This window comes from Promicromonospora sp. NPDC059942, from assembly GCF_042731755.1.
Lineage (GTDB): Bacteria > Actinomycetota > Actinomycetes > Actinomycetales > Cellulomonadaceae > Promicromonospora.
Window position 1 is genome coordinate 15,052 of sequence record NZ_JBHWLR010000009.1, and the last position, 18,150, is coordinate 33,201.

Sequence of the window (18,150 nt, forward strand, 5' to 3'; positions counted from 1 at the left end):
AGGATCCCCATGCCTGTCTACCCCGCAACCGACACCACCCTGTCCCGCCGCCGCCTGCTGCAGCTCCTCGGCCTCGGCGCGGGCACCCTGACGCTCGCGGCCTGCGTCCCCGAGGCCGGTCCCGCCGCCCCGGAGGCCGCGAGCACCGCGGTGGCCGGCGCCAGGACCGACTTCAGCTTCGCCTCCTGGTCGCTCACGGAGGAGACGGCGGCGCCCGCGATCCGCGAGCTGCTCGGCCAGTACGCGACCGACAACGACGTCAAGGTCCGTGAGGTCTCCTACCCGTACAACGAGTACATCAGCCAGCTCACGCTGCAGGTCAAGGGCGGCCAGGTCACGGGGGCCGTGCACGTGGACGTGGCGTGGCTCGGCTCGCTGGCCGCGCTGAACAAGCTGCAGGACCTCGGCCCGCTGGCCCAGGGGGTCGACTACACGAAGTCGGGCCTGCAGGCCGCGTCGTTCGACGGCGTGCAGTACGGCCTGCCGTGGAACATCGGCGCGATCGGGCTGCTCGCCAACGCCGAGCTGCTGGAGAAGGCCGGGATCGCCGAGCCGCCGACGACGATCGACGAGTTCGAGTCGGCGCTGAAGGACCTCAAGAAGCTCGGCGGCGGCGTGGTCCCGTACGCGGCGTCCACCAAGGCGGCCCAGCTCAAGGACGTGCTGATCTGGATGGAGACGTTCGGCAGCCCGCTGCTGGACGGCAACACGGTGACGATCGGCGACGCCGCGAGCGTCGAGGCCGTGACCTGGTACAAGTCGCTCTACGACCAGGGCCTCATCGCGCCCGACGTCGACCGGTTCGACGCCCGGTCGCTGTTCGCGCAGGGCCGGGCCGCGATCTACGACGACGCGATCGTCGGGCGCGACGCCGTCGTCACCGAGTCGCCCGACAAGAAGCTCGCGGAGAAGCTGACCGCCTGGTCGCGTCCGGTCCTGGCGGCCGGCGACACCCCGCGCGCCCTGGTGTGGGGCGGCGCGCTCGTCGTGGTCGACGGCGCCGGCGCCGAGACCGCGGCGGACTTCGCGAAGTGGATGACGTCGGACGTCGACGTGGCCAAGCAGTACTTCGCGGCCCGCGGCCTGCCGCCCGCCACGGAGTCGGCGCTGGCCCTGCCGGAGGTGGGGGCCGACGCGTTCGGCGCGCAGTTCGCCGAGCGGATCACCGCCACCGCCACCACCAACCCGTTCTGGGTCTACCCGCAGTACGCCCAGATCGAGACCGTGATCGCCGAGCAGATCCAGGCGGTCCTGGTGGGCAGCGCGGAGCCGCAGGCCGCGATGGAGAAGGCCGGCGCGGCCGCGCAGAAGCTGGTCGACTGATGCGGCGGCCCCAGACCCCCGGCCCCCGCGCCGTCACGGCCGCCCTCGCGGCGGCCGTGACGCTCGGCACGGCCCTGCCGGCGTCGGCCGCGGGACCGGTTGACTCGGCCGCGGCGCGGCACGCGGCGCAGGTCGACGAGCTGCCCTTCACGGTCGACTCGTCCAACCAGGCGGGCTGGTGGAAGCCGATCGACGTCGTGGGCGGCGTCACCTACGTGGCGTTCAACGCGCCCGGCCCCACGGCCGCGACGCACGAGGTGCACGTGGCCGCGCGCGGCGCGGACGGCGTCTGGACCGACGGCTGCCTGCGGGCCGCCGACGGCTCGTGCGCCACGTTCGTGGACGACAACGGGCACAACCAGCCCTCGATCGTGGTGGACGGCGCGGGCAACGTGCACGCGTTCGTCTCGATGCACCACGAGCAGTGGAACTACTTCCGCACCACGACGCCGGGCGACGTCACGTCTCTCGTGGACGTCTCGGCGCAGCTGCCGGACCAGGACCTGGCCATCACCTACCCGGTGACGGCCCGCGGCGCGGACGGCGACGTCTACGTCATGGCGCGCGCCGGCGCGGACCAGCGCCAGGCCCGCACCGGCAACCTGTACCACTTCGACACCGCGGCCGGCACGTGGTCGCGGGTCGCCGTCGTCGCCGACGCGGTGGGGCACTCCTTCTACCCGGACGACCTCAAGGTGGGCACGGACGGGCGCGTGCACGTGCTGTGGGAGTGGGGGCCGTGGCCCGCCGACCCGTCGCGGCACCTCGGCTCGTACGCCGTCTACGACCCGGCGGACGGCTCGTTCCGCGACGTCGCGGGCGCGACGCTCACCACGCCGGTCACGCCTGCCACGCCGGGCGCCGTCGTCTACCAGCCGTATGTCGACGGCGAGGACATCGGCTCCTACTGGCCCGCGCTGCAGACCGCGAAGCTGTCGGTGCACGGCGACCAGCTCGACGGGATCGCCTACCGGTTCCGCACCGAGGGTGTCACGGCGTTCGACGGTTACGACGTGCGGTTCGCGCGCTGGGACGGCGCCGCGTGGCAGCGCGAGACCGTGCTCGACCTGGCGGAGCTCGGGCCGGGCGTGGAGACGTCGGCGGCCATCGAGACGACGTCGGCCGGCGCGACGACACGGGTCTACGCGGTGGTGGAGACCACCTCGTGCGTCACGGGCCAGCAGAGCGCCGTCCTGCGCGCCGAGCGGGTGCGCGGCGAGAGCGCGTGGCGGTTCGGCACGGTGGGCGAGGCCCGGACGGGCGCCCAGCGGCTGAGCGCGGTGACGGCGTCCACCGGCACGGACCAGCTCTACGTCACGGTCCCGAGCGCCGGGCAGCTCTTCCACGCCACGCTCCCCCGCACCGGCGGCACACCGGCCGGCACCACGGCGGCCCAGGTCGTGGCGGGCCTGCGCGGCGAGGCCACGGGGGTGAACGTCGCCCGCGGCGCCGCCGTCACCGTCTCCTCGACGCTGCGCGCCGACACGGGCGGCGAGCTCGCCGTCGACGGCTCGTGCACCGACGCCAGCCGATGGATCTCCGCGCTCGACGACGCCCAGCCGGTGCTCACCGCCGACTGGGGCACCGCGACCGCCGTCGACACGGTGCGCGTGCGCAGCGGCTACAGCAGGGCGACCGGTACGGCCGACGTGCTGCGGGACTTCTCGGTCGAGCTGCACACGGCCGCCGGCTGGGTCGCCGTGGGCCAGGTCACCGGAAACACGCAGGGCACGGTGACCTTCACGTTCCCCGCCGCCACGGCGGACCAGGTCCGGCTGCTGGTCACCGACCCGTCGGCGTCGGCCACCGACGTCGCCCGCGTCTACGAGGTCGAGGTGCTCGCCGTGGACGAGTGACCTCCGGCGGGCCGGGGCGACCCCGGCCCGCCCCGCCCCGCACACCCACGATCAGCACTCTGACCAGCACCAAAGGAAACAAGGAGAACATGCGCACCCAGACGGTAGAAGCCGACATCGTGGTCGTCGGCGGGGGCCTCGCCGGCGTCTGTGCCGCCGTCGCGGCCGCCCGCATGGGCCGGCAGGTCGTGCTGATCAACAACCGGCCCGTGCTCGGCGGCAACTCGTCGTCCGAGGTGCGGGTGTGGGTGTGCGGGGCGACCGCGCACGGCAACCAGCGGTGGGCCCGGGAGACCGGGATCGTCGGCGAGATGTACGTGGAGAACCAGTACCGCAACCCCGAGGGGAACCCGGTCTACTGGGACGACGTGGTGCTGGACACGGTGCGGCGCGAGCAGAACATCCGGCTCTTCCTCAACACGGACGTCCGCGAGGTGCGCGCCTCGGGCCCGGACGACGCCCGGCGCATCGAGTCGGTGACCGGCTGGACCATGGCGTCGGAGATCCTCACGACGTTCACCGCCCCGGTCTTCCTGGACTGCACCGGCGACGGGCTCGTGGGGCACCTCGCGGGCGCCCGGTACCGGCTGGGCAAGGAGAGCCACGACGAGTTCGGCGAGGAGTGGGCGCCGCCGGAGGCCGTGCGGGAGTTCCTCGGGTCCACGCTCCTCTTCTACACGAAGGACCTCGGGCACCCGGTCAAGTACGTGGCGCCCGAGAGCGCCATCGACATCACGGGCACGCCCATCCCCGAGCACCGCATCATCCGCAGCGGCGACTCCGGCGCGCACTACTGGTGGATCGAGTGGGGCGGCGAGCTCGACACGGTCGACGACAACGAGCGGATCCGCGACGAGCTGCGCGGCGTCATCCTCGGCATCTGGGACCACATCAAGAACTCCGGGAAGTTCGATGCCGACAACCTCACCCTGGAGTGGATCGGGAACGTCCCCGGCAAGCGCGAGTACCGCCGCTTCGTGGGCGACTACACGCTGCACCAGGGCGACATCGTGGACCAGACCAGGTTCGACGACGGCGTCGCGTTCGGCGGCTGGTCCATCGACCTGCACCCCGCGCAGGGCATGTACGCGCAGGGCGCGGGCGCGCTCCAGCGCTTCTCCGACGGCGTCTTCGAGATCCCCTACCGGTCCCTGTACTCGGTCAACGTGGAGAACATGCTCTTCGCCGGCCGGGACGTCTCGGCCACGCACATCGCGTTCGGCGCCGCGCGCGTCATGGCCACCTGCGGGGCGATGGGCCAGGCCGCGGGCACCGCGGCGGCCCTGTGCGTCGAGCACGGCACCACGCCGCGCGGCGTGTACACCGACCACCTCGACGAGCTGCGGCAGACGCTGCTCGCCTGGGACGCGCCCGTCGTCGGCGTGGTGAACACCGACCCGCGCGACCTGGCGCGGCGCGCCCGCGTCACGGCGTCGAGCACCACGACGAGCATCGCCGCCCCCGTCGCCGGCTCGACCGGCGACCCCTACGACGACTTCGACGTGCACGACCTCGACGTCGACCTCGGCATCGCGCTGCCCGTGGACCCGCGCCTGGACAGCGTGGACCTGCTGGTCTCCGCCCGGCGGGACACGACCCTGAGCGTCGAGGTGTGGTCCACGGGCAGGCTCCAGAACGTGGTGCCCGCCCGCCTGGAGGGCAAGACCGACGTGGCCGTGCCCGCGGGCGACCACCGCTGGGTCACGGCGCACGTGCCGTTCGCCCCGGAGACCCCGCAGAACGCCGTCGTCGTGCTCCGGGCCAACCCCGACCTCGCCGTGCACACCACCGCGCCGCTCCCGCCCGGGGTGCTCACCCTGGTGCACCGCGTCGACAACGACGACCAGAACGTGCAGGTCAGCACCGACGAGCTGCTCGTGCAGTGGCCCACCAAGCCGCTGCGCGGCCGCTCCGTGGTGTTCCGGAGCGCGCCGGAGACGCGGGCGCTGGCGCCCGAGCGGGCGACGTCGGGCTCCCACCGCAACCACGGCGGGCCGAACATGTGGGCGTCCGCGCCGCTGTCCGCGGGTCGCGAGGAGTGGCTGCGCCTCGACTGGGACGAGCCCGTCACCGCAGCAGAGGCCCGGATCGTGTTCGACGACGACCTCGACGTCGAGCTCAACACGCTCCACCACCACCGCACCCCGGACGAGGTGCTGCCGACCCTGGTGAAGGACTACCGCGTCGAGGTGCTGCCCGACGCGCCCGGCCAGGACTGGGTCACCGTCACCGCGGTGGCCGACAACCGGCAGCGGCTGCGCGTGCACCCCCTGCCGGACGGCCTCGGGCCCCTGCGGTCCGCGCGTCTCGTCGTGGGCGCCACCAACGGCGCCGCCCAGGCGCGCGTCGTGGCGTTCCGGGTGCAGGAGCGATGATGGCTTCGACGCCCCGACGGCGGGCCGGCACCACTACGCTGTCGGTCGTGCACAGGAAAGAGCGCACCGGCATCGTGGCGCTCGCCGTGCCGGACCTGGAGGAGCCGTACTTCGCCGAGCTGACGGCGCTGCTCGTGCGCCGCGCCGACCAGCGCGGCCTGTCGGTGCTCATCCAGCTCACCGCGGGCGACCACGAGCGCGAGGTAAACGTCGCCAACGGCACGGGGCTGCCCCCGACCGACGGGCTGATCCACATCCCGCGCGCGCTGTCGGTCGCCGACCTGACCCGGCGCGCGACGCCCGGGCCGCTCGTGCTGCTGGGCGAGCACATCCTGGTCAGCCCGTTCACGCACGTCACGATCGACAACCGGGCCGCGTCCTACGCGGCGACGGAGCACCTCGCGCAGGTCGGCTGCGCGCGCGTGGCCTACGTCGGCACGCGGGACGCGCGCCCGTCCGACGCCGCCGACCGGCGGTACACGGGCTACCGGGACGCCGTGGCGGCCCTCGGGCTGGCGGCGGACGCCGACCTGGTCGCGCAGGTGGACGCGTTCACCCCGGACGAGGGCCTGCGCGCGGTCGCGGACCTCGTGCGGCGCGGGATCGCGTTCGACGGACTGGTGTGCGCCAACGACTCCGTGGCCTTCGGCGCGCTCGCCGCGCTCCAGGCCGCGGGGCGCACGGTGCCGGACGACGTCGCCGTGGTGGGCATCGACGACGTGCGCGGCGCACGCTTCACGGCGCCCGCCCTGACGTCGGTCGCCCCGGACAAGGAGGCCCTGGTCGAGCGCGCGCTGAGCGAGCTCGAACGCCAGATCGCCACCCCACCCGGCGCGAACCTGCCCGTCGAGCACGTGGTGGTCGGGGCGCGCGTCGTGCCCCGGGCCAGCACGGCCCGGTGAGCGCGGGCCCGAACCCGGCCCCGACGCAGGCTCAGCCGACCGCGACCACCTGGAGGTCGCCGACCTGGCCCTCGAGGGTCGCGCGCGCCTCCGCGTCGAGCCCGTCGTCCACGACGAGCTGCTCGACGTCGCGCAGGTCGACCACGGTGGTCAGGCCGACGACGCCCCACTTGGAGTGGTCGGCCAGCACCACGGCCCGGCCGCCCGCCGCGAGCAGCGCGCGGTCGGTCTCGGCCTCCAGGAGGTTGGGCGTGGTCAGGCCGGCCTGGAGGTCGATGCCGTGGGCGCCGAGGAACGCGATGTCCAGGTGCAGGTGCTCCAGCGAGCGCACGGCGACCGGTCCCACCAGGGAGTCCGACGGCGTCCGCACGCCGCCGGTCAGCACCACGGACTGGGTGTACGGCTCGTCGGAGCGGTCCGGACGCCGGAAGACCTCGGCCACCGGCAGGGAGTTGGTCACCACGGTGAGCTCCGGGACCTCGCGCAGCTCCTGGGCCAGCACCCACGCCGTCGTGCCGCCGGACAGGCCGACCGCCATGCCGGGCTCCACCCACGCCGCGGCGTGCTGTGCGATGGCGCGCTTCTCCGCGACCTGGCGGTGCATGCGCGTCACGAAGGTGCGGTCCTGCCGCGTCGTGTCGGTCTGCCGCGCCGTGGCGCCGCCGCGCACCTTGTCGAGCCGGCCGTGGTCCGCGAGCACCTCGATGTCGCGGCGCACGGTCATGGCGCTCACCCCGAGCTCGTCCGCGAGCTCGGCGATGCTCGCGGCACCGCGGCGCGCCACCTCGTCGACGATCCGCGCCCTGCGCTCTGCGACCAGCACACCTACCCCTTTCGACGACCGGCTCAGTGTGCCACGAGCCACGCGCCGCGCCGCCGACCCGCGCCCTGACGAAGGAACCCCGCCGTGACCGATCCCGCGCTCCCGCCCCTGCCCAGCCCCTACGACCGGTGGTTTCCCGGCAGCCCGATCGACGGGACCTACGGGTACGACCGCGCCGCGCTGCTCGGCGTGGCGCCCGCCGCCGAGCCCGACGGGTACGCGGACCTGTGGAGCTCCTGGTACGAGCGGGCGCGGGAGGTCCGGGCCGAGGTGGTGCTCGAACCGCAGGGGCGGCACGGCGCGCACGACGTGTCGGTCGTGACGTTCACGGCCGACGGCGGCCTGCGGCTGCGCGCCTGGGTAGCGCTCCCGCTCGACGGGCCGCCCCGGGTGGGCGTGGTGCACAGCCACGGGTACGGCGGCCGGCAGGCGCCGAGCTTCGAGCGGGTGCCGCGCGACGCCGCCGTCATCTTTCCCGTCGCGCGGGGCCTCGGCGCGCTGAACACCGGCGTCGGCGCCCCGGACACCAGCGCGCGGCACGTGCTGCACGGCATCGAGTCCGTCGCGACCTACACCGTGGGCCGCAGCGCCGTGGACCTGTGGCACGCGGCGACCGCCCTGCTCGACGTGCTGGCGGGGCGCGACGCCGCCCTCGGGGAGCTGCCGCTGTACTTCGTCGGCACGAGCTTCGGCGGCGGGATCGGCGCGCTGGCCGTGCCGTGGGACGACCGGTTCGTCGGGGCGACGCTGGAGGTGCCGACCTTCGGCCAGCACGACCTGCGCCTGCGCCTGCGCTGCACCGGCAGCGGCGAGGCAGTGCGCCACCACGTCGCCGACCACCCGGAGGCCCGCGAGGTGCTGGCGTTCCACGACGCGTCCGTCGCGGCCGGGCACCTGCGGGTCCCGACCCGTGTCGAGTGCGCCCTCTGGGACGTGCACGTGCCGCCGCCTGGGCAGTTCGCCGTGGCCAACGCGGTGGGGCGCGCAGGTGGCTCGCGGCTGGAGCTCGCCGTGCACACGGCCGGGCACGCCGACTACCCGGGCATGGCGCGCGAGCTGGCGACGGCGTTCGCGGCCACGCGGGAGCACATCCGGTCGGCTGTGGCGGGGGCGGCTACCGCGGCAGGGTGAGGATCTCCGCCCCGTCGTCGGTGATGGCGATGGTGTGCTCGCTGTGCGCCGTACGGCAGCCGGTCACGCTGCGCAGGGTCCAGCCGTCGGCGTCGGTCACCAGCTCGTCGGTGTCCGCCATGACCCACGGCTCCAGCGCGAGCAGCAGCCCCGGGCGCAGCCGGTAGCCGCGGCCGGGCCGCCCGGTGTTCGCGACGTGCGGGTCCTGGTGCATGGTCGACCCGATGCCGTGCCCGCCGAACTCGGTGTTGATCGGATAGCCCGCCCCGCCGAGCACGGTGCCGATGGCGTGCGACAGGTCGCCGATGCGTGCCCCCGGCCCGGCGGCGGCGATGCCCGCGGCCAGCGCGCGCTCGGTCACCTCGATGAGCGCGCCGCTCCCGGCGTCGGCCGCCCGGTCCCCGCCCACCACGAAGCTGATCGCGGAGTCCGCGGCGATCCCGTCCAGGGACACGGCCAGGTCGAGCGTCAGCAGGTCGCCGTCGGCGAGCCGGTAGTCGTAGGGCATCCCGTGCAGGACGGCGTCGTTCACGGCCGTGCAGATATAGTGGCCGAACGGCCCGCGGCCGAAGGACGGCGCGTAGTCGACGTAGCAGGACTGCGCCCCGGCCGCGGCGATCATCTCCCGGGTCCACCGGTCGATGTCCAGGAGGTTGGTGCCGGCCGTGGCGCGGTCCCGCAGCGTGTGCAGGATGCCGGCGACCAGCGCGCCCGACTCCCTGGCGCGGGCCAGCTCGGTGGGGTTGAGGATCTCGATCATGGGGTGCCCTTCGCGTGCCTACCAATAACTATCCCGGCCATGTTATCCCGGTATTAGTATTGGGTCATGGTCAGGCTGCCGCTCACCCCCGCCGACGTCGAGCGCGGACAGCGCCTCGGCGCCCTCCTGCGCCGCGCCCGCGGGGACCGCTCGATGCTGGAGACCGCGCTCGACGCCCGCGTCTCCCCCGAGACCCTGCGCAAGATCGAGTCAGGCCGGGTGGCCACGCCCGCCTTCCCGACCATCGCGGCGATCGCCGACGTGCTGGGCCTGTCCCTCGACGAGGTGTGGGCAGAGATCAGCCGGCCAGACGTGACCACCCGCAACGGCCTTGCCTCCTAGCTCCGCCGGCAAGGCGCTGGTCTCATGGCAACCGGAAGGAACCTGACGTGGAGTGGACGCAGCTCGCCGGGGACCTCCTGGGCGTCTTCTTCTTCGCCGTGTCGGGCTCGCTGCTCGCCGCCCAGCGCCAGTTCGACATCGTCGGGTCGCTGCTGCTCGGCACCTGCGTCGGCCTGGGCGGCGGCATCCTGCGCGACGTGATCCTCGACGTCGGCGTGCCGCGGGCCTTCGACTCGCCCGTCTACCTGGTCCCGCCCGTGGTCGCCGCGGTGGTCGTGTACTTCTTCGCGCACGTCGTGCGGCGCTTCCACGACCTGCTGATCACGTTCGACGCCGCCGGCATGGCGCTCTTCGCGGTCACCGGCACCCTCGTCTCGCTGGCCGCGGGCATGAACCCGGTGGCTTCCGCGATCCTCGGCCTGGTGACGGCGGTGGGCGGCGGCGTCATCCGCGACGTCATCGCCAACGACGTGCCGCAGATCTTCCGCGCCCGCGGCCTGTACGCCATCCCGGCGCTGCTCGGGGCCGCGCTGACCAGTGCGCTGGTGTGGGCGGACTGGTTCAACATCGGCACGGGCTCGGCCGTGGCCGCGCTGGTGTTCGCGCTGCGGATGGTCTCCCTGCGCTACCGCTGGCAGGCGCCGCCGGCCGGCAGCCCGGGCACGGCCTGACGCCCGGGCCGCCTGGGCCCGGGTCGCCTGGGCCCGGGTCGTCAGGAGGGCGGTCGCGCGGCTACCCGGCCGCAGGGTCGCCGCAGAGCTCGAGCGCGACGAGCGCGTAGGCCGCGTCCTCCGCCGCAGCGCTCTGCGTCATCCCCTGGTTGATCACGACCGTGACCTGCCGGTCGCTGCGCGGGTCGGTGAAGCTGTAGGTGCCGTACCCCGGCACCCCGCCGACGTGACCCCAGACCTCCTGGCCGCAGAGCTCGGTGCGCCCGAGCCCCAGGCCGTAGTCGAAGCCGGGGAAGGCCGGCAGGGCCTCCCGCATCTCCCGCAGCAGCCGGTCGGGCAGCAGACGGCCGTCGAGCAGCGCCGCGTAGAACCGGTTCACGTCGCGGGCGGTGGACACGATGTCGCCGCTCGCCGGTGCGACCGACATGTTGTACGCGGTCAGGTCGGTCAGCCGCGCCGTGGGGCCCACGGCCTCGTACCCGCGCATCGCCGGCCGGCGCAGCCACGGCCCGTGCCCGGAGACATAGGTGTCCCGCAGGTGCGCCGGACCGAGCACCCGCCGTTCCAGCTCGTCCGCGTAGTCGTTCCCGGTGACGCGCTCCACGAGCATGCCGAGCAGCACGTAGTCGGTGTTGGAGTAGCCGAACTCCGTTCCGGGATCGGCCTGGAGCGGCTCCCGGGTGGCGATCCCGACGAGCTCGGCCGGCTCGTGGTCCGCGAAGCGGGAGCGCGCCACGAGCTCCGGGTCGGCCCACAGGACGTCGCCGTAGTCGGACAGGCCGCTGCGGTGCTGCAGCAGCTCGCGCACCGAGATCGGCTCGGCGTAGGGCAGCACACCCGGCAGGTAGCGGGCCACCGGGGCATCGAGCTCGATCCGCCCGTCCGCGACGAGGCTCAGGACGACGACGGCCGTGAACGACTTGGTGACGCTGCCGACGCGGAACTGCCCGTGCGGCCGCGGCGCCCGGTCGGTGCGCAGGTCGCCGGTCCCGGCGACGACGGTCCGCCGGCCGCGCTCGTCGCGCGTCCCGACGACGACCCCGGGCGTGCCCGCCGCGACGATCCGTTCGGCCTGCTGGACCAGCGCCGCCGTCGAGGGCGGTGCCGCGATCGAGGTCTGCGGGTCCGGCGCCGCGACGGCGGACCCGACGGACGCGGCGAGGCAGACGAGGGTGGCGGCCGCGACGGCGCGGCGGTGCACAAGTCTCATGCCGGCGACGCTATCGACGGGCCGACGCCGGCACAGCCGGGCTGGCCACCCTCATCGAGGTAGGGGTAGCCCCCTGGACCGCGCGATGCGGAAAGATGCTCCTGGAGCCGGCGCGACCCGCGCCAGGCCGAGGGGAGACTGGCATGACGAACCAGCGCACGACCGGGACGGGCGGCCTGGCGGGCCGCGGCCACCTGCTGCGGCTCGGGGCGCCGCGCGACACGGCGGCTGTACGGCACCTGGTGACGTTCCTCGTGGCGAGCGTCGTGACCGTGCTCGCCACCCGGGCGTACCTCGCTGCGACGGGCTACCCGCAGATCGGCGGGGGCGGGCTGCACCTCGCCCACGTGCTGTGGGGCGGGCTCCTCATGGCCCTGGCGATGATGCTCCTGCTGTCGTACGTCGGCCCGGTGCCGCGCTCGCTCGGCGCGCTGCTCGGCGGCGTCGGCTTCGGGCTGTTCATCGACGAGGTCGGCAAGTTCGTCACCTCCGACAACGACTACTTCTTCGCCCCCACCGCCGCGATCATCTACTTCGTCACGGTGGTGCTCGTGCTGGTCGTGGAGGGCCTGCACGGCCGCCGGGCGCACCACCCGGCCGAGTACCTCGCCGTGGCCGCCGACCGGCTCGCCGCCGGCCTGGCCGGCGGGTTCACTCCCGCGGCCCGGGACGAGGCGCGCGGGCTCGCCGCGAAGGGCGCCGGCGAGCCGGGCGCCCGCCAGGTCGCCGAGCTGGTCGAGACCGTGCCGGCCGACGACGCCGACGTGCCCGACCCGGTCCGCGCCGGGGTGCGGGCCGTGGTCCGGTGGCTGGACGCGCTCGTGGACCGGGCCTGGGCCGCGTGGCTGGTCATCGTGCTGCTCCTGGCGGTCGGCGCGGCGGAGGCGACCGTCGGCGTGCAGGTCCTGGCCGGCCAGGTCGACGGGGTGCCGGCCTGGACGGGCGCCGCGATCCTCGCGGCGGTGGGCGTGTCCGTCGTGCTGCTCGGCGTCGGCGTCGTCGTGGGCCGGCGCAACCACCTCCAGGGCGCCGTCTGGGTGCGCCGCGCGGTGCTCGTGAGCCTGCTGTTCACGCAGCTCCTGGTGTTCCGCGCCGTGCGGTGGACGGCGGCGTTCGGCCTGGTCCTCGACGTGGTGGCGTTCGTGGCGCTGGAGGTGGCGCTCCGCGAGGAGCGGATGGCGCGGCCGCGGGGGGGGGGGTGCTCGGGGGGGGGGGGGGTGTTTGTTCGTGGGTTTTGTCGGGGTGGTCTCCCCCCCACCCCCCGGCAGCGAGCGCAGGTCAGCGCGTGACCGGCCGCACCACCCGGGCCGACCCGCCGCCGAGGCGGGTCGGTTCCGCCACGGCGGTGAGCAGCCCGTCCGGCCCGATCTCGATGGCGGTCGCCGCCCCGATCCCGTTGGCCGTCGGGGTGAACGCGTGCCCGTAGCCGGCCAGCGCCGTGCCGTAGCGGTCCACGAACGCCTGCTCCGCCGTGGGCCGCGCCGAGTTCTGCGGCGCCACGCGCGGCGCGGCGATCGCCTCCTGGATGGTCATACCGAGATCGATCCGGTTGACCAGCATCTGCGTGACCGTCGAGATGATGTTCGACCCGCCCGGCGAGCCGAGCGCGAGCACGGGGCGGCCGTCCTGGACGACGATCGTGGGCGCCATGGACGAGCGTGGCCGCTTGCCCGCCTCGATGCGGTTCGGGTCGTCGGCGTCGTACTCGATGCTGAAGTCGGTGAGCTCGTTGTTCAGCAGGAACCCGCGCCCGGGCACCACGATGCCCGACCCGCCGATCTGCTCGATCGTGAGGGTGTACTCGACCACGTCGCCCCACTGGTCCACGGCCGTCAGGTTCGTGGTGGACGTGCTCTCGGTGTCCTCGGGCACCGTGCCGGGCGCGGCGTCGGCGTCGCACACGCCGTCGTAGTCCCGGGCGTCACCGGCCGCGACGGGCTTGGTGGCGGCGGCCGCCGGATCGAGCAGGCAGGCGCGCTCCTGGGCGAAGGTGTCGTCCAGCAGGCCGTCCACCGGCACGTCCACGAAGTCGCCGTCACCCAGGTAGGCGGCCCGGTCGGCGAACGCCAGGGCGCTCGCCTCGATGTGGTGGTGCAGCACGGCGGTGTCGTCCAGCGATCCCAGGTCGAACCGCTCCAGGATGTTCAGCGTCTCCCCCACGGTCGTCCCGCCGGACGCCGGCGGCGCCATCCCGTAGACGTCGTACCCGCGGTACGAGAAGGACACGGGGTCCCGGTCCACGACCTCGTACGCCGCGAGGTCCGCGGCCGTCATCGAGCCGGCAGGCACCGGCAGGTCGGTACCCGCCGCGACCGGCGGGGCCTGCACCGCGTCGGCGATCTCGTCCGCGAGCGCGCCCTCGTAGAACGCGTCGACACCACCGGCGGCCAGCGCCCGGTACGTCGCGGCGAGGTCCGGGTTGCGGAACACCGACCCTACCGGGGGCGCCTGGCCGCCCGGCAGGAAGAGGTCGCTCGTGGACGTGAGCGCCTCGAACCGCTCCTGGTTGGCCACGGTCTGGTCGTGGAAGAGCTGGTCGACGACGAACCCCTGCTCCGCAACGGCCGTCGCCGGGCGCAGCGCCTGGCCGAGCGTCGTCGTGCCCCAGCGCTCCAGGGCGCGGTCCCAGGTTGCGGGCGTCCCGGGGACACCCACGCTGACGCCGCCGGTGACCAGGTCCGGGTAGAAGGGGTACGGCTCCCCCGTGGCCGGGTCGAGGAACACGTCCGGCCCGACGGCGGCGGGCGCCGTCTCGCGGCCGTCGATGGTCTCGACCTCGCCGGTCGATGCGTCGTGGTGCACGAAGAAGCCGCCGCCACCGATCCCGGCACTGTACGGGTCGGTGACGCCGATCGCCGCGGCCATCGCGACCGCGGCGTCGGTGGCGTTGCCGCCCTTCCGCAGCACCTGCAGACCCACCTCGGAGACGACCGGGTCGAGGGAGCTGACTGCGCCACCGTGGCCCGTCGACGTCGGCACCCGGGGTGGTGGTTGCCGCACGTCGGGGGCCGCGGAGCCGGCCGCACCCGCGGCGATCGCGCCGGACAGCACGAGCGCCAGCGCGCCCGTGACCACTGCGGAACGGACGACGAATCTGCTGCTCATAGGGCAAGTCCTCCAAAGTCGTGCACCCGCGTCCCGGTCGGGACGCCACGACTATGACGTGTGATTCACCCCCGGAGGTTGTGCCGCACCGGGCACGAGTTCGGTCGGACTACCGCAGCGTGCTCAGGACCGCGACCACGCCGTGCTCCTCGATCCGCCCGGTCACCTCGTCCGCGGCGTCGAGCACGGCCGCCGGGGCGTGGCCCATCGCGACGCCGCGCGCGGCCCACGCGATCATCTCCAGGTCGTTGACGCCGTCCCCCACCGCGAGGGTCGAGGCCGGGTCCACCCCGACCCGCTCGCGGATGCGTTCGAGCGCCGTCGCCTTGCTCAGGGACCGCGGCGTGACGTCGACCCAGTCGGGTCCGGCGGGGGTGGCCGTGACCCCCAGCTCGCGCAGCGGCCCCAGCAGGGACAGCACGCCGTCCCCGCGCAGGATCACGCGCGAGGACGGCACGTTCCACAGCTCCGTGTCCGCTACCTGGCGCTGCTCGCCGTTGACCAGCCCGCGCTCGAAGACGCGGTTGACCCGGTACCCCCAGCCCACCTCCTCCACCCCGACCTGCACCGCGGGCAGGGCGGCCCGCGCGAGCCGGACGACGGGCCCGACGTCGAACGAGTGCATCGTCTCGATCCGGTAGCCGCTGGGCAGGGCGCTGTCGACGCGCGCGACGACCGCCCCGTTGGACGCGACGGCCCAGCCCTGGTCGATGCCGAGCTGGCCGGCGACGGGGAGGACCCCCACCAGCGACCGGCCCGAGGCGAGGACCACGTGGTGGCCCGAGCGCCGCACCCCCTGGACGGCCCCGACGGTCACGGCCGGGACGATCCCGTCCGCCCCCAGGAGCGTTCCGTCGATGTCGAGAGCGACCAGGGTGCGGGTCACGGTGCTCTCGTGGGGAGCGGCCACGGGGGCCGTCCGCAGGTCGGTGATGGAGGACGACGTCACGGTGCCGGTCGTGTGTGTCATGTACCTCAGACGCGCCCCGCTCCGGGATGTCACAGCACTTTTCGGACGGATGAGGGGCAGGGTGGGAGCATGACGACGCGGAAGCAGCCCTCTTCGACCCTGACCACGCTCACCGTGATCGTGCTGACCGTCGTGGCCTGGTGGATCTTCCTGGGCCGGGACGCCGTCCGGGACGTCGATCCCGCGACCGGGAACGTCACCGGCCCCTACGAGGCACCCCAGGTGATCGCGTGCGTGCTCGCGCTGATCGCCCTGGTGGTGGTCGGCACGCTGGCCGCCCCCGCATGGGTCGCGGTGCTCGCGGTGGCCGTGCCGTTCACGGCGGCGTGGACCATCCAGGCGGAGGCGACCGACGACTCCGGGCTCTGGGCCGTCGGCGCGCTGCTCGTGCTGGTGGGCACCCTCGCCGGGGGCGCCGTCGTCGCCCTGCTCACCCGGGTCGTGGAGCGCCGCCGGGCGGCGCGGAGCACGACGGCGCCGTAGCCCGGCCCTACCCGGTCCGCGCCCGCGCGTACCCCGCCGCGAGCAGCGCGCCGGCGACGGCGAAGCCCGCCCAGGCCCAGCCCGGGCCGGCGAGCGGCCCGGCCAGCAGCGCCCCGACCAGGGACGATCCGACGACGCCACCCACCGCGAGCGCGAGCCCGTTGACGCCGAACCGGGTCGCGACGGACCCGGCCGGCGCCCCCGCGGCGACCACGGCGCTCATCGCCGGCTGGAACACCATCTGGCCGAGCGTGAACACAGTCATCCCCGCCACCAGGGACCCCAGCCCCGGGCCGCCGCCGAGCAGGGCGATGCCGACGCCCATCGTCCCGGCGCCGAGCGCGAGCACGACGGGCAGGCGGAGCCGCGCCTGGAGCCAGCGCGTCACCGGCACGGTCGTGGCGAGCACGAGCACGGCCGCCGCCGCGTACGCCGACCCGACGGCCACGCTGCTGCCGAGCGCGCTCTCCAGCCGCAGCGGCACCACGAGCTGGAGCTGGGTGAAGATCGCCCACGACCCGGCGTTGAGCAGCAGCAGGACCACGAGCCCGCGGCGCGCGTCGCGGCGAACCCCACGGGCCGGGCGGGCGGGAGCGTTCTCCACCGCCGCCGGGCCCGGTTCCACCGCCCGCCCGAGCCCCCACCAGGTGAGCGGCGCGGCGGCGAGGAACAGCGCCGCCGCCACGGCGCACACGACGTCGAACCCGGCGGTGACCAGCAGCCCGCCGAGCAGCGGGCCCACGACGAACCCGGCGTTGCTCAGCGCCTCCCGCCGGGCGAAGACGTCCGGCCGCGCGCTGCCGAGCCGGGCGTACGCGGCATAGCTCGCCGGGTGGAAGAGCGCGCCCCCGAGCCCGATGGCGAGCCCGGCCGCGCCGACCGCGACCGGCGTCGTCGCGAGGGCCAGCGCGCCGAAGCCCGCCGCCCGCACGAGCACGCCGGCCACGATGGTCCGGCGCACGCCCCACCGGTCGGCCAGCATCCCGGCGGGGAGCTGCAGCCCCTGCTGCGCGGCGGCGCGGATCCCCGCGAGCAGGCCCACCAGCGCGAGCCCGAAGCCGAGCCGTCCGGACAGGTGGACGGCGAGCAGCGGGACCAGCAGGTAGAAGCCCGTGGCCATGACGAACGTGTTGACGTACAGAGCCACCAGCACGCGCGGCGCGGCGGACGGCGACCCGGCGGAGGAGGTCACCGGGGGCCGAGCACCTCCGCGAGCGCCGCGAGCTTGCGGGGCGTGTCGTACGCGCCGCCGCCCTCGTGCTCGTTGTAGGGGAACACCTCGATCTGCGCGGGCCCGCCGTACCGGTGGTAGGCCGCGAAGACGGTGGACGGCGGGCAGACCTTGTCCATGAGCGCCACGGAGAACCAGCCGGGGCAGCGGGCGCGGGCGGCGAAGTTCGTGGCGTCGAAGTAGGACAGCGTGCGCATCGCCGTCTCGATCTCGAAGCGGTGGCCCTTGAGCCAGCGCGCGATCTCGGAGTAGGGGCCGAGGTCGGTGATCTGGGAGGCGCGCCGGTAGTGGCTGAGGAACGGCACGTCGGCGATCACGCCCGCGACGTCGTCGCGCAGGCCGGCGACGGCGAGCGCGAGCCCGCCGCCCTGGCTGCCGCCCAGCACGGCGACCCGCTCGGGGTCCACCTCGGGGAGCTGCTTGACGGCGTCCACGGCCCGGACGGCGTCGGTGATCAGGCGGCGGTAGTAGTGCTTGGCGGGGTCCTCGATGCCGCGCGTGAGGAACCCGGGCGACGAGGACCCGTGCCCGTCGGGCGCGACGTCGGGGGTGTCCGCCGTCGTCTTGCCGCCGCCGCCCTGCCCGCGGTTGTCCATGACCAGGTGCGCGTACCCGGCGGCGCTCCAGGTGAGCCACTCCCACGGGACGCCGCGCCCGCCGTTGTACCCGATGTACTGCACGACGGCGGGCAGCGGCCCGGTGCGGTGGCGCGGCAGCAGCAGCCACGCCTTGACGGGCTGCCCCGCCCACCCGGAGAAGGTCACGTCGTGCACCTCGACGGTCGCCAGCCCGGCGTCGTGCGGCACGGCGACGGGCTCGGTCGCGACGGCCGCGGCGGCGTCGAGCGTCTGCTTCCAGAACGCGTCGAAGTCCGCCGGTTCCTCGGGCTGCGGGCGGTAGGCGCGCAGCTCGTCGAGCGGCTTGTCGAAGAGGGCCATGGTTCTCCTCCGGGTGGGTGGGTGCGGTGG

16 protein-coding genes are annotated in these 18,150 nt (G+C 74.6%); 9 read left to right on the plus strand and 7 right to left on the minus strand.

Features of this window, described 5'->3' with window-relative positions; translation table 11 throughout:
- Positions 1 to 9: 9 nt before the first annotated feature.
- The 4 genes from ACFV9Q_RS15780 to ACFV9Q_RS15795 are packed head-to-tail and all read left to right on the plus strand — an operon-like array spanning position 10 to position 6,456.
- Positions 10 to 1,323 carry an extracellular solute-binding protein gene (locus ACFV9Q_RS15780; RefSeq protein WP_377235182.1) on the plus strand — a complete coding sequence of 438 codons (1,314 nt, stop codon included), beginning with the start codon at positions 10 to 12 and terminating at the stop codon, positions 1,321 to 1,323.
- A complete protein-coding gene (locus tag ACFV9Q_RS15785; protein ID WP_377235183.1) occupies positions 1,323 to 3,179 on the plus strand; it encodes a BNR-4 repeat-containing protein in 1,857 nt (618 codons plus the stop codon). Before ACFV9Q_RS15780 ends, ACFV9Q_RS15785 begins: the two co-directional genes overlap by 1 nt.
- Entirely contained in the window at positions 3,176 to 5,554 is a 2,379-nt protein-coding gene (locus ACFV9Q_RS15790) for an FAD-dependent oxidoreductase (RefSeq protein ID WP_377235184.1), read from the plus strand. The genes ACFV9Q_RS15785 and ACFV9Q_RS15790 overlap by 4 nt, the downstream gene beginning before the upstream one ends.
- A 47-nt stretch (positions 5,555 to 5,601) precedes the next feature.
- Complete coding sequence (locus tag ACFV9Q_RS15795) at positions 5,602 to 6,456, plus strand: LacI family DNA-binding transcriptional regulator (protein ID WP_377235185.1); 855 nt, start codon at positions 5,602 to 5,604, stop codon at positions 6,454 to 6,456.
- A gap of 31 nt (positions 6,457 to 6,487) precedes the next feature.
- Here the strand turns inward: ACFV9Q_RS15795 and ACFV9Q_RS15800 are convergent, their stop codons facing one another.
- Positions 6,488 to 7,279 carry a DeoR/GlpR family DNA-binding transcription regulator gene (locus ACFV9Q_RS15800; protein ID WP_377229335.1) on the minus strand — a complete coding sequence of 264 codons (792 nt, stop codon included), beginning with the start codon at positions 7,277 to 7,279 and terminating at the stop codon, positions 6,488 to 6,490.
- A gap of 84 nt (positions 7,280 to 7,363) precedes the next feature.
- Between ACFV9Q_RS15800 and ACFV9Q_RS15805 the strand changes: the two genes are divergently transcribed.
- Positions 7,364 to 8,410 carry an acetylxylan esterase gene (locus ACFV9Q_RS15805; protein WP_377235186.1) on the plus strand — a complete coding sequence of 349 codons (1,047 nt, stop codon included), beginning with the start codon at positions 7,364 to 7,366 and terminating at the stop codon, positions 8,408 to 8,410.
- Here ACFV9Q_RS15805 and map read toward each other — a convergent pair.
- On the minus strand, positions 8,394 to 9,170 hold the full coding sequence (gene map, locus ACFV9Q_RS15810) for a type I methionyl aminopeptidase (protein WP_377235187.1): 777 nt from the start codon (positions 9,168 to 9,170) through the stop codon (positions 8,394 to 8,396). The two genes, ACFV9Q_RS15805 and map, sit on opposite strands and share 17 nt — an antisense overlap.
- A 66-nt stretch (positions 9,171 to 9,236) precedes the next feature.
- On the opposite strand from map, the gene ACFV9Q_RS15815 reads away from it, so the two are divergent.
- Together ACFV9Q_RS15815 and ACFV9Q_RS15820 are read left to right on the plus strand one after the other, a co-directional pair.
- A complete protein-coding gene (locus ACFV9Q_RS15815; protein ID WP_377235188.1) occupies positions 9,237 to 9,512 on the plus strand; it encodes a helix-turn-helix domain-containing protein in 276 nt (91 codons plus the stop codon).
- A gap of 47 nt (positions 9,513 to 9,559) precedes the next feature.
- The gene (locus ACFV9Q_RS15820; RefSeq protein WP_377231034.1) at positions 9,560 to 10,183 is read left to right on the plus strand and encodes a trimeric intracellular cation channel family protein; all 624 of its coding nucleotides are present in this window, start codon (positions 9,560 to 9,562) and stop codon (positions 10,181 to 10,183) included.
- Between the two features lie 61 nt (positions 10,184 to 10,244).
- On the opposite strand, the gene ACFV9Q_RS15825 is transcribed toward ACFV9Q_RS15820, so the two are convergent.
- Complete coding sequence (locus ACFV9Q_RS15825; RefSeq protein WP_377235189.1) at positions 10,245 to 11,393, minus strand: serine hydrolase domain-containing protein; 1,149 nt, start codon at positions 11,391 to 11,393, stop codon at positions 10,245 to 10,247.
- 143 nt (positions 11,394 to 11,536) lie between these two features.
- Between ACFV9Q_RS15825 and ACFV9Q_RS15830 the strand changes: the two genes are divergently transcribed.
- Positions 11,537 to 12,682: a hypothetical protein gene (locus ACFV9Q_RS15830; protein WP_377235190.1), complete on the plus strand. Its 1,146-nt coding sequence runs from the start codon at positions 11,537 to 11,539 to the stop codon at positions 12,680 to 12,682.
- Here ACFV9Q_RS15830 and ggt read toward each other — a convergent pair.
- Both ggt and ACFV9Q_RS15840 read right to left on the minus strand, forming a co-directional pair.
- On the minus strand, positions 12,672 to 14,498 hold the full coding sequence (gene ggt, locus ACFV9Q_RS15835; RefSeq protein WP_377235191.1) for a gamma-glutamyltransferase: 1,827 nt from the start codon (positions 14,496 to 14,498) through the stop codon (positions 12,672 to 12,674). The two genes, ACFV9Q_RS15830 and ggt, sit on opposite strands and share 11 nt — an antisense overlap.
- A gap of 109 nt (positions 14,499 to 14,607) precedes the next feature.
- A complete protein-coding gene (locus tag ACFV9Q_RS15840; protein ID WP_377235192.1) occupies positions 14,608 to 15,468 on the minus strand; it encodes an HAD family hydrolase in 861 nt (286 codons plus the stop codon).
- Positions 15,469 to 15,537: 69 nt separating this feature from the next.
- Here ACFV9Q_RS15840 and ACFV9Q_RS15845 point away from each other — a divergent pair, with 69 nt between their 5' ends.
- Positions 15,538 to 15,951 (plus strand): hypothetical protein, encoded by a 414-nt coding sequence (locus ACFV9Q_RS15845; RefSeq protein ID WP_377235193.1) that lies wholly within the window; start codon positions 15,538 to 15,540, stop codon positions 15,949 to 15,951.
- Between the two features lie 7 nt (positions 15,952 to 15,958).
- Here ACFV9Q_RS15845 and ACFV9Q_RS15850 read toward each other — a convergent pair whose 3' ends face one another.
- Together ACFV9Q_RS15850 and ACFV9Q_RS15855 are read right to left on the minus strand one after the other, a co-directional pair.
- Complete coding sequence (locus ACFV9Q_RS15850) at positions 15,959 to 17,143, minus strand: MFS transporter (RefSeq protein WP_377235194.1); 1,185 nt, start codon at positions 17,141 to 17,143, stop codon at positions 15,959 to 15,961.
- A complete protein-coding gene (locus tag ACFV9Q_RS15855) occupies positions 17,140 to 18,120 on the minus strand; it encodes an acetylxylan esterase (RefSeq protein WP_377235195.1) in 981 nt (326 codons plus the stop codon). Before ACFV9Q_RS15855 ends, ACFV9Q_RS15850 begins: the two co-directional genes overlap by 4 nt.
- Positions 18,121 to 18,150: the final 30 nt, after the last annotated feature.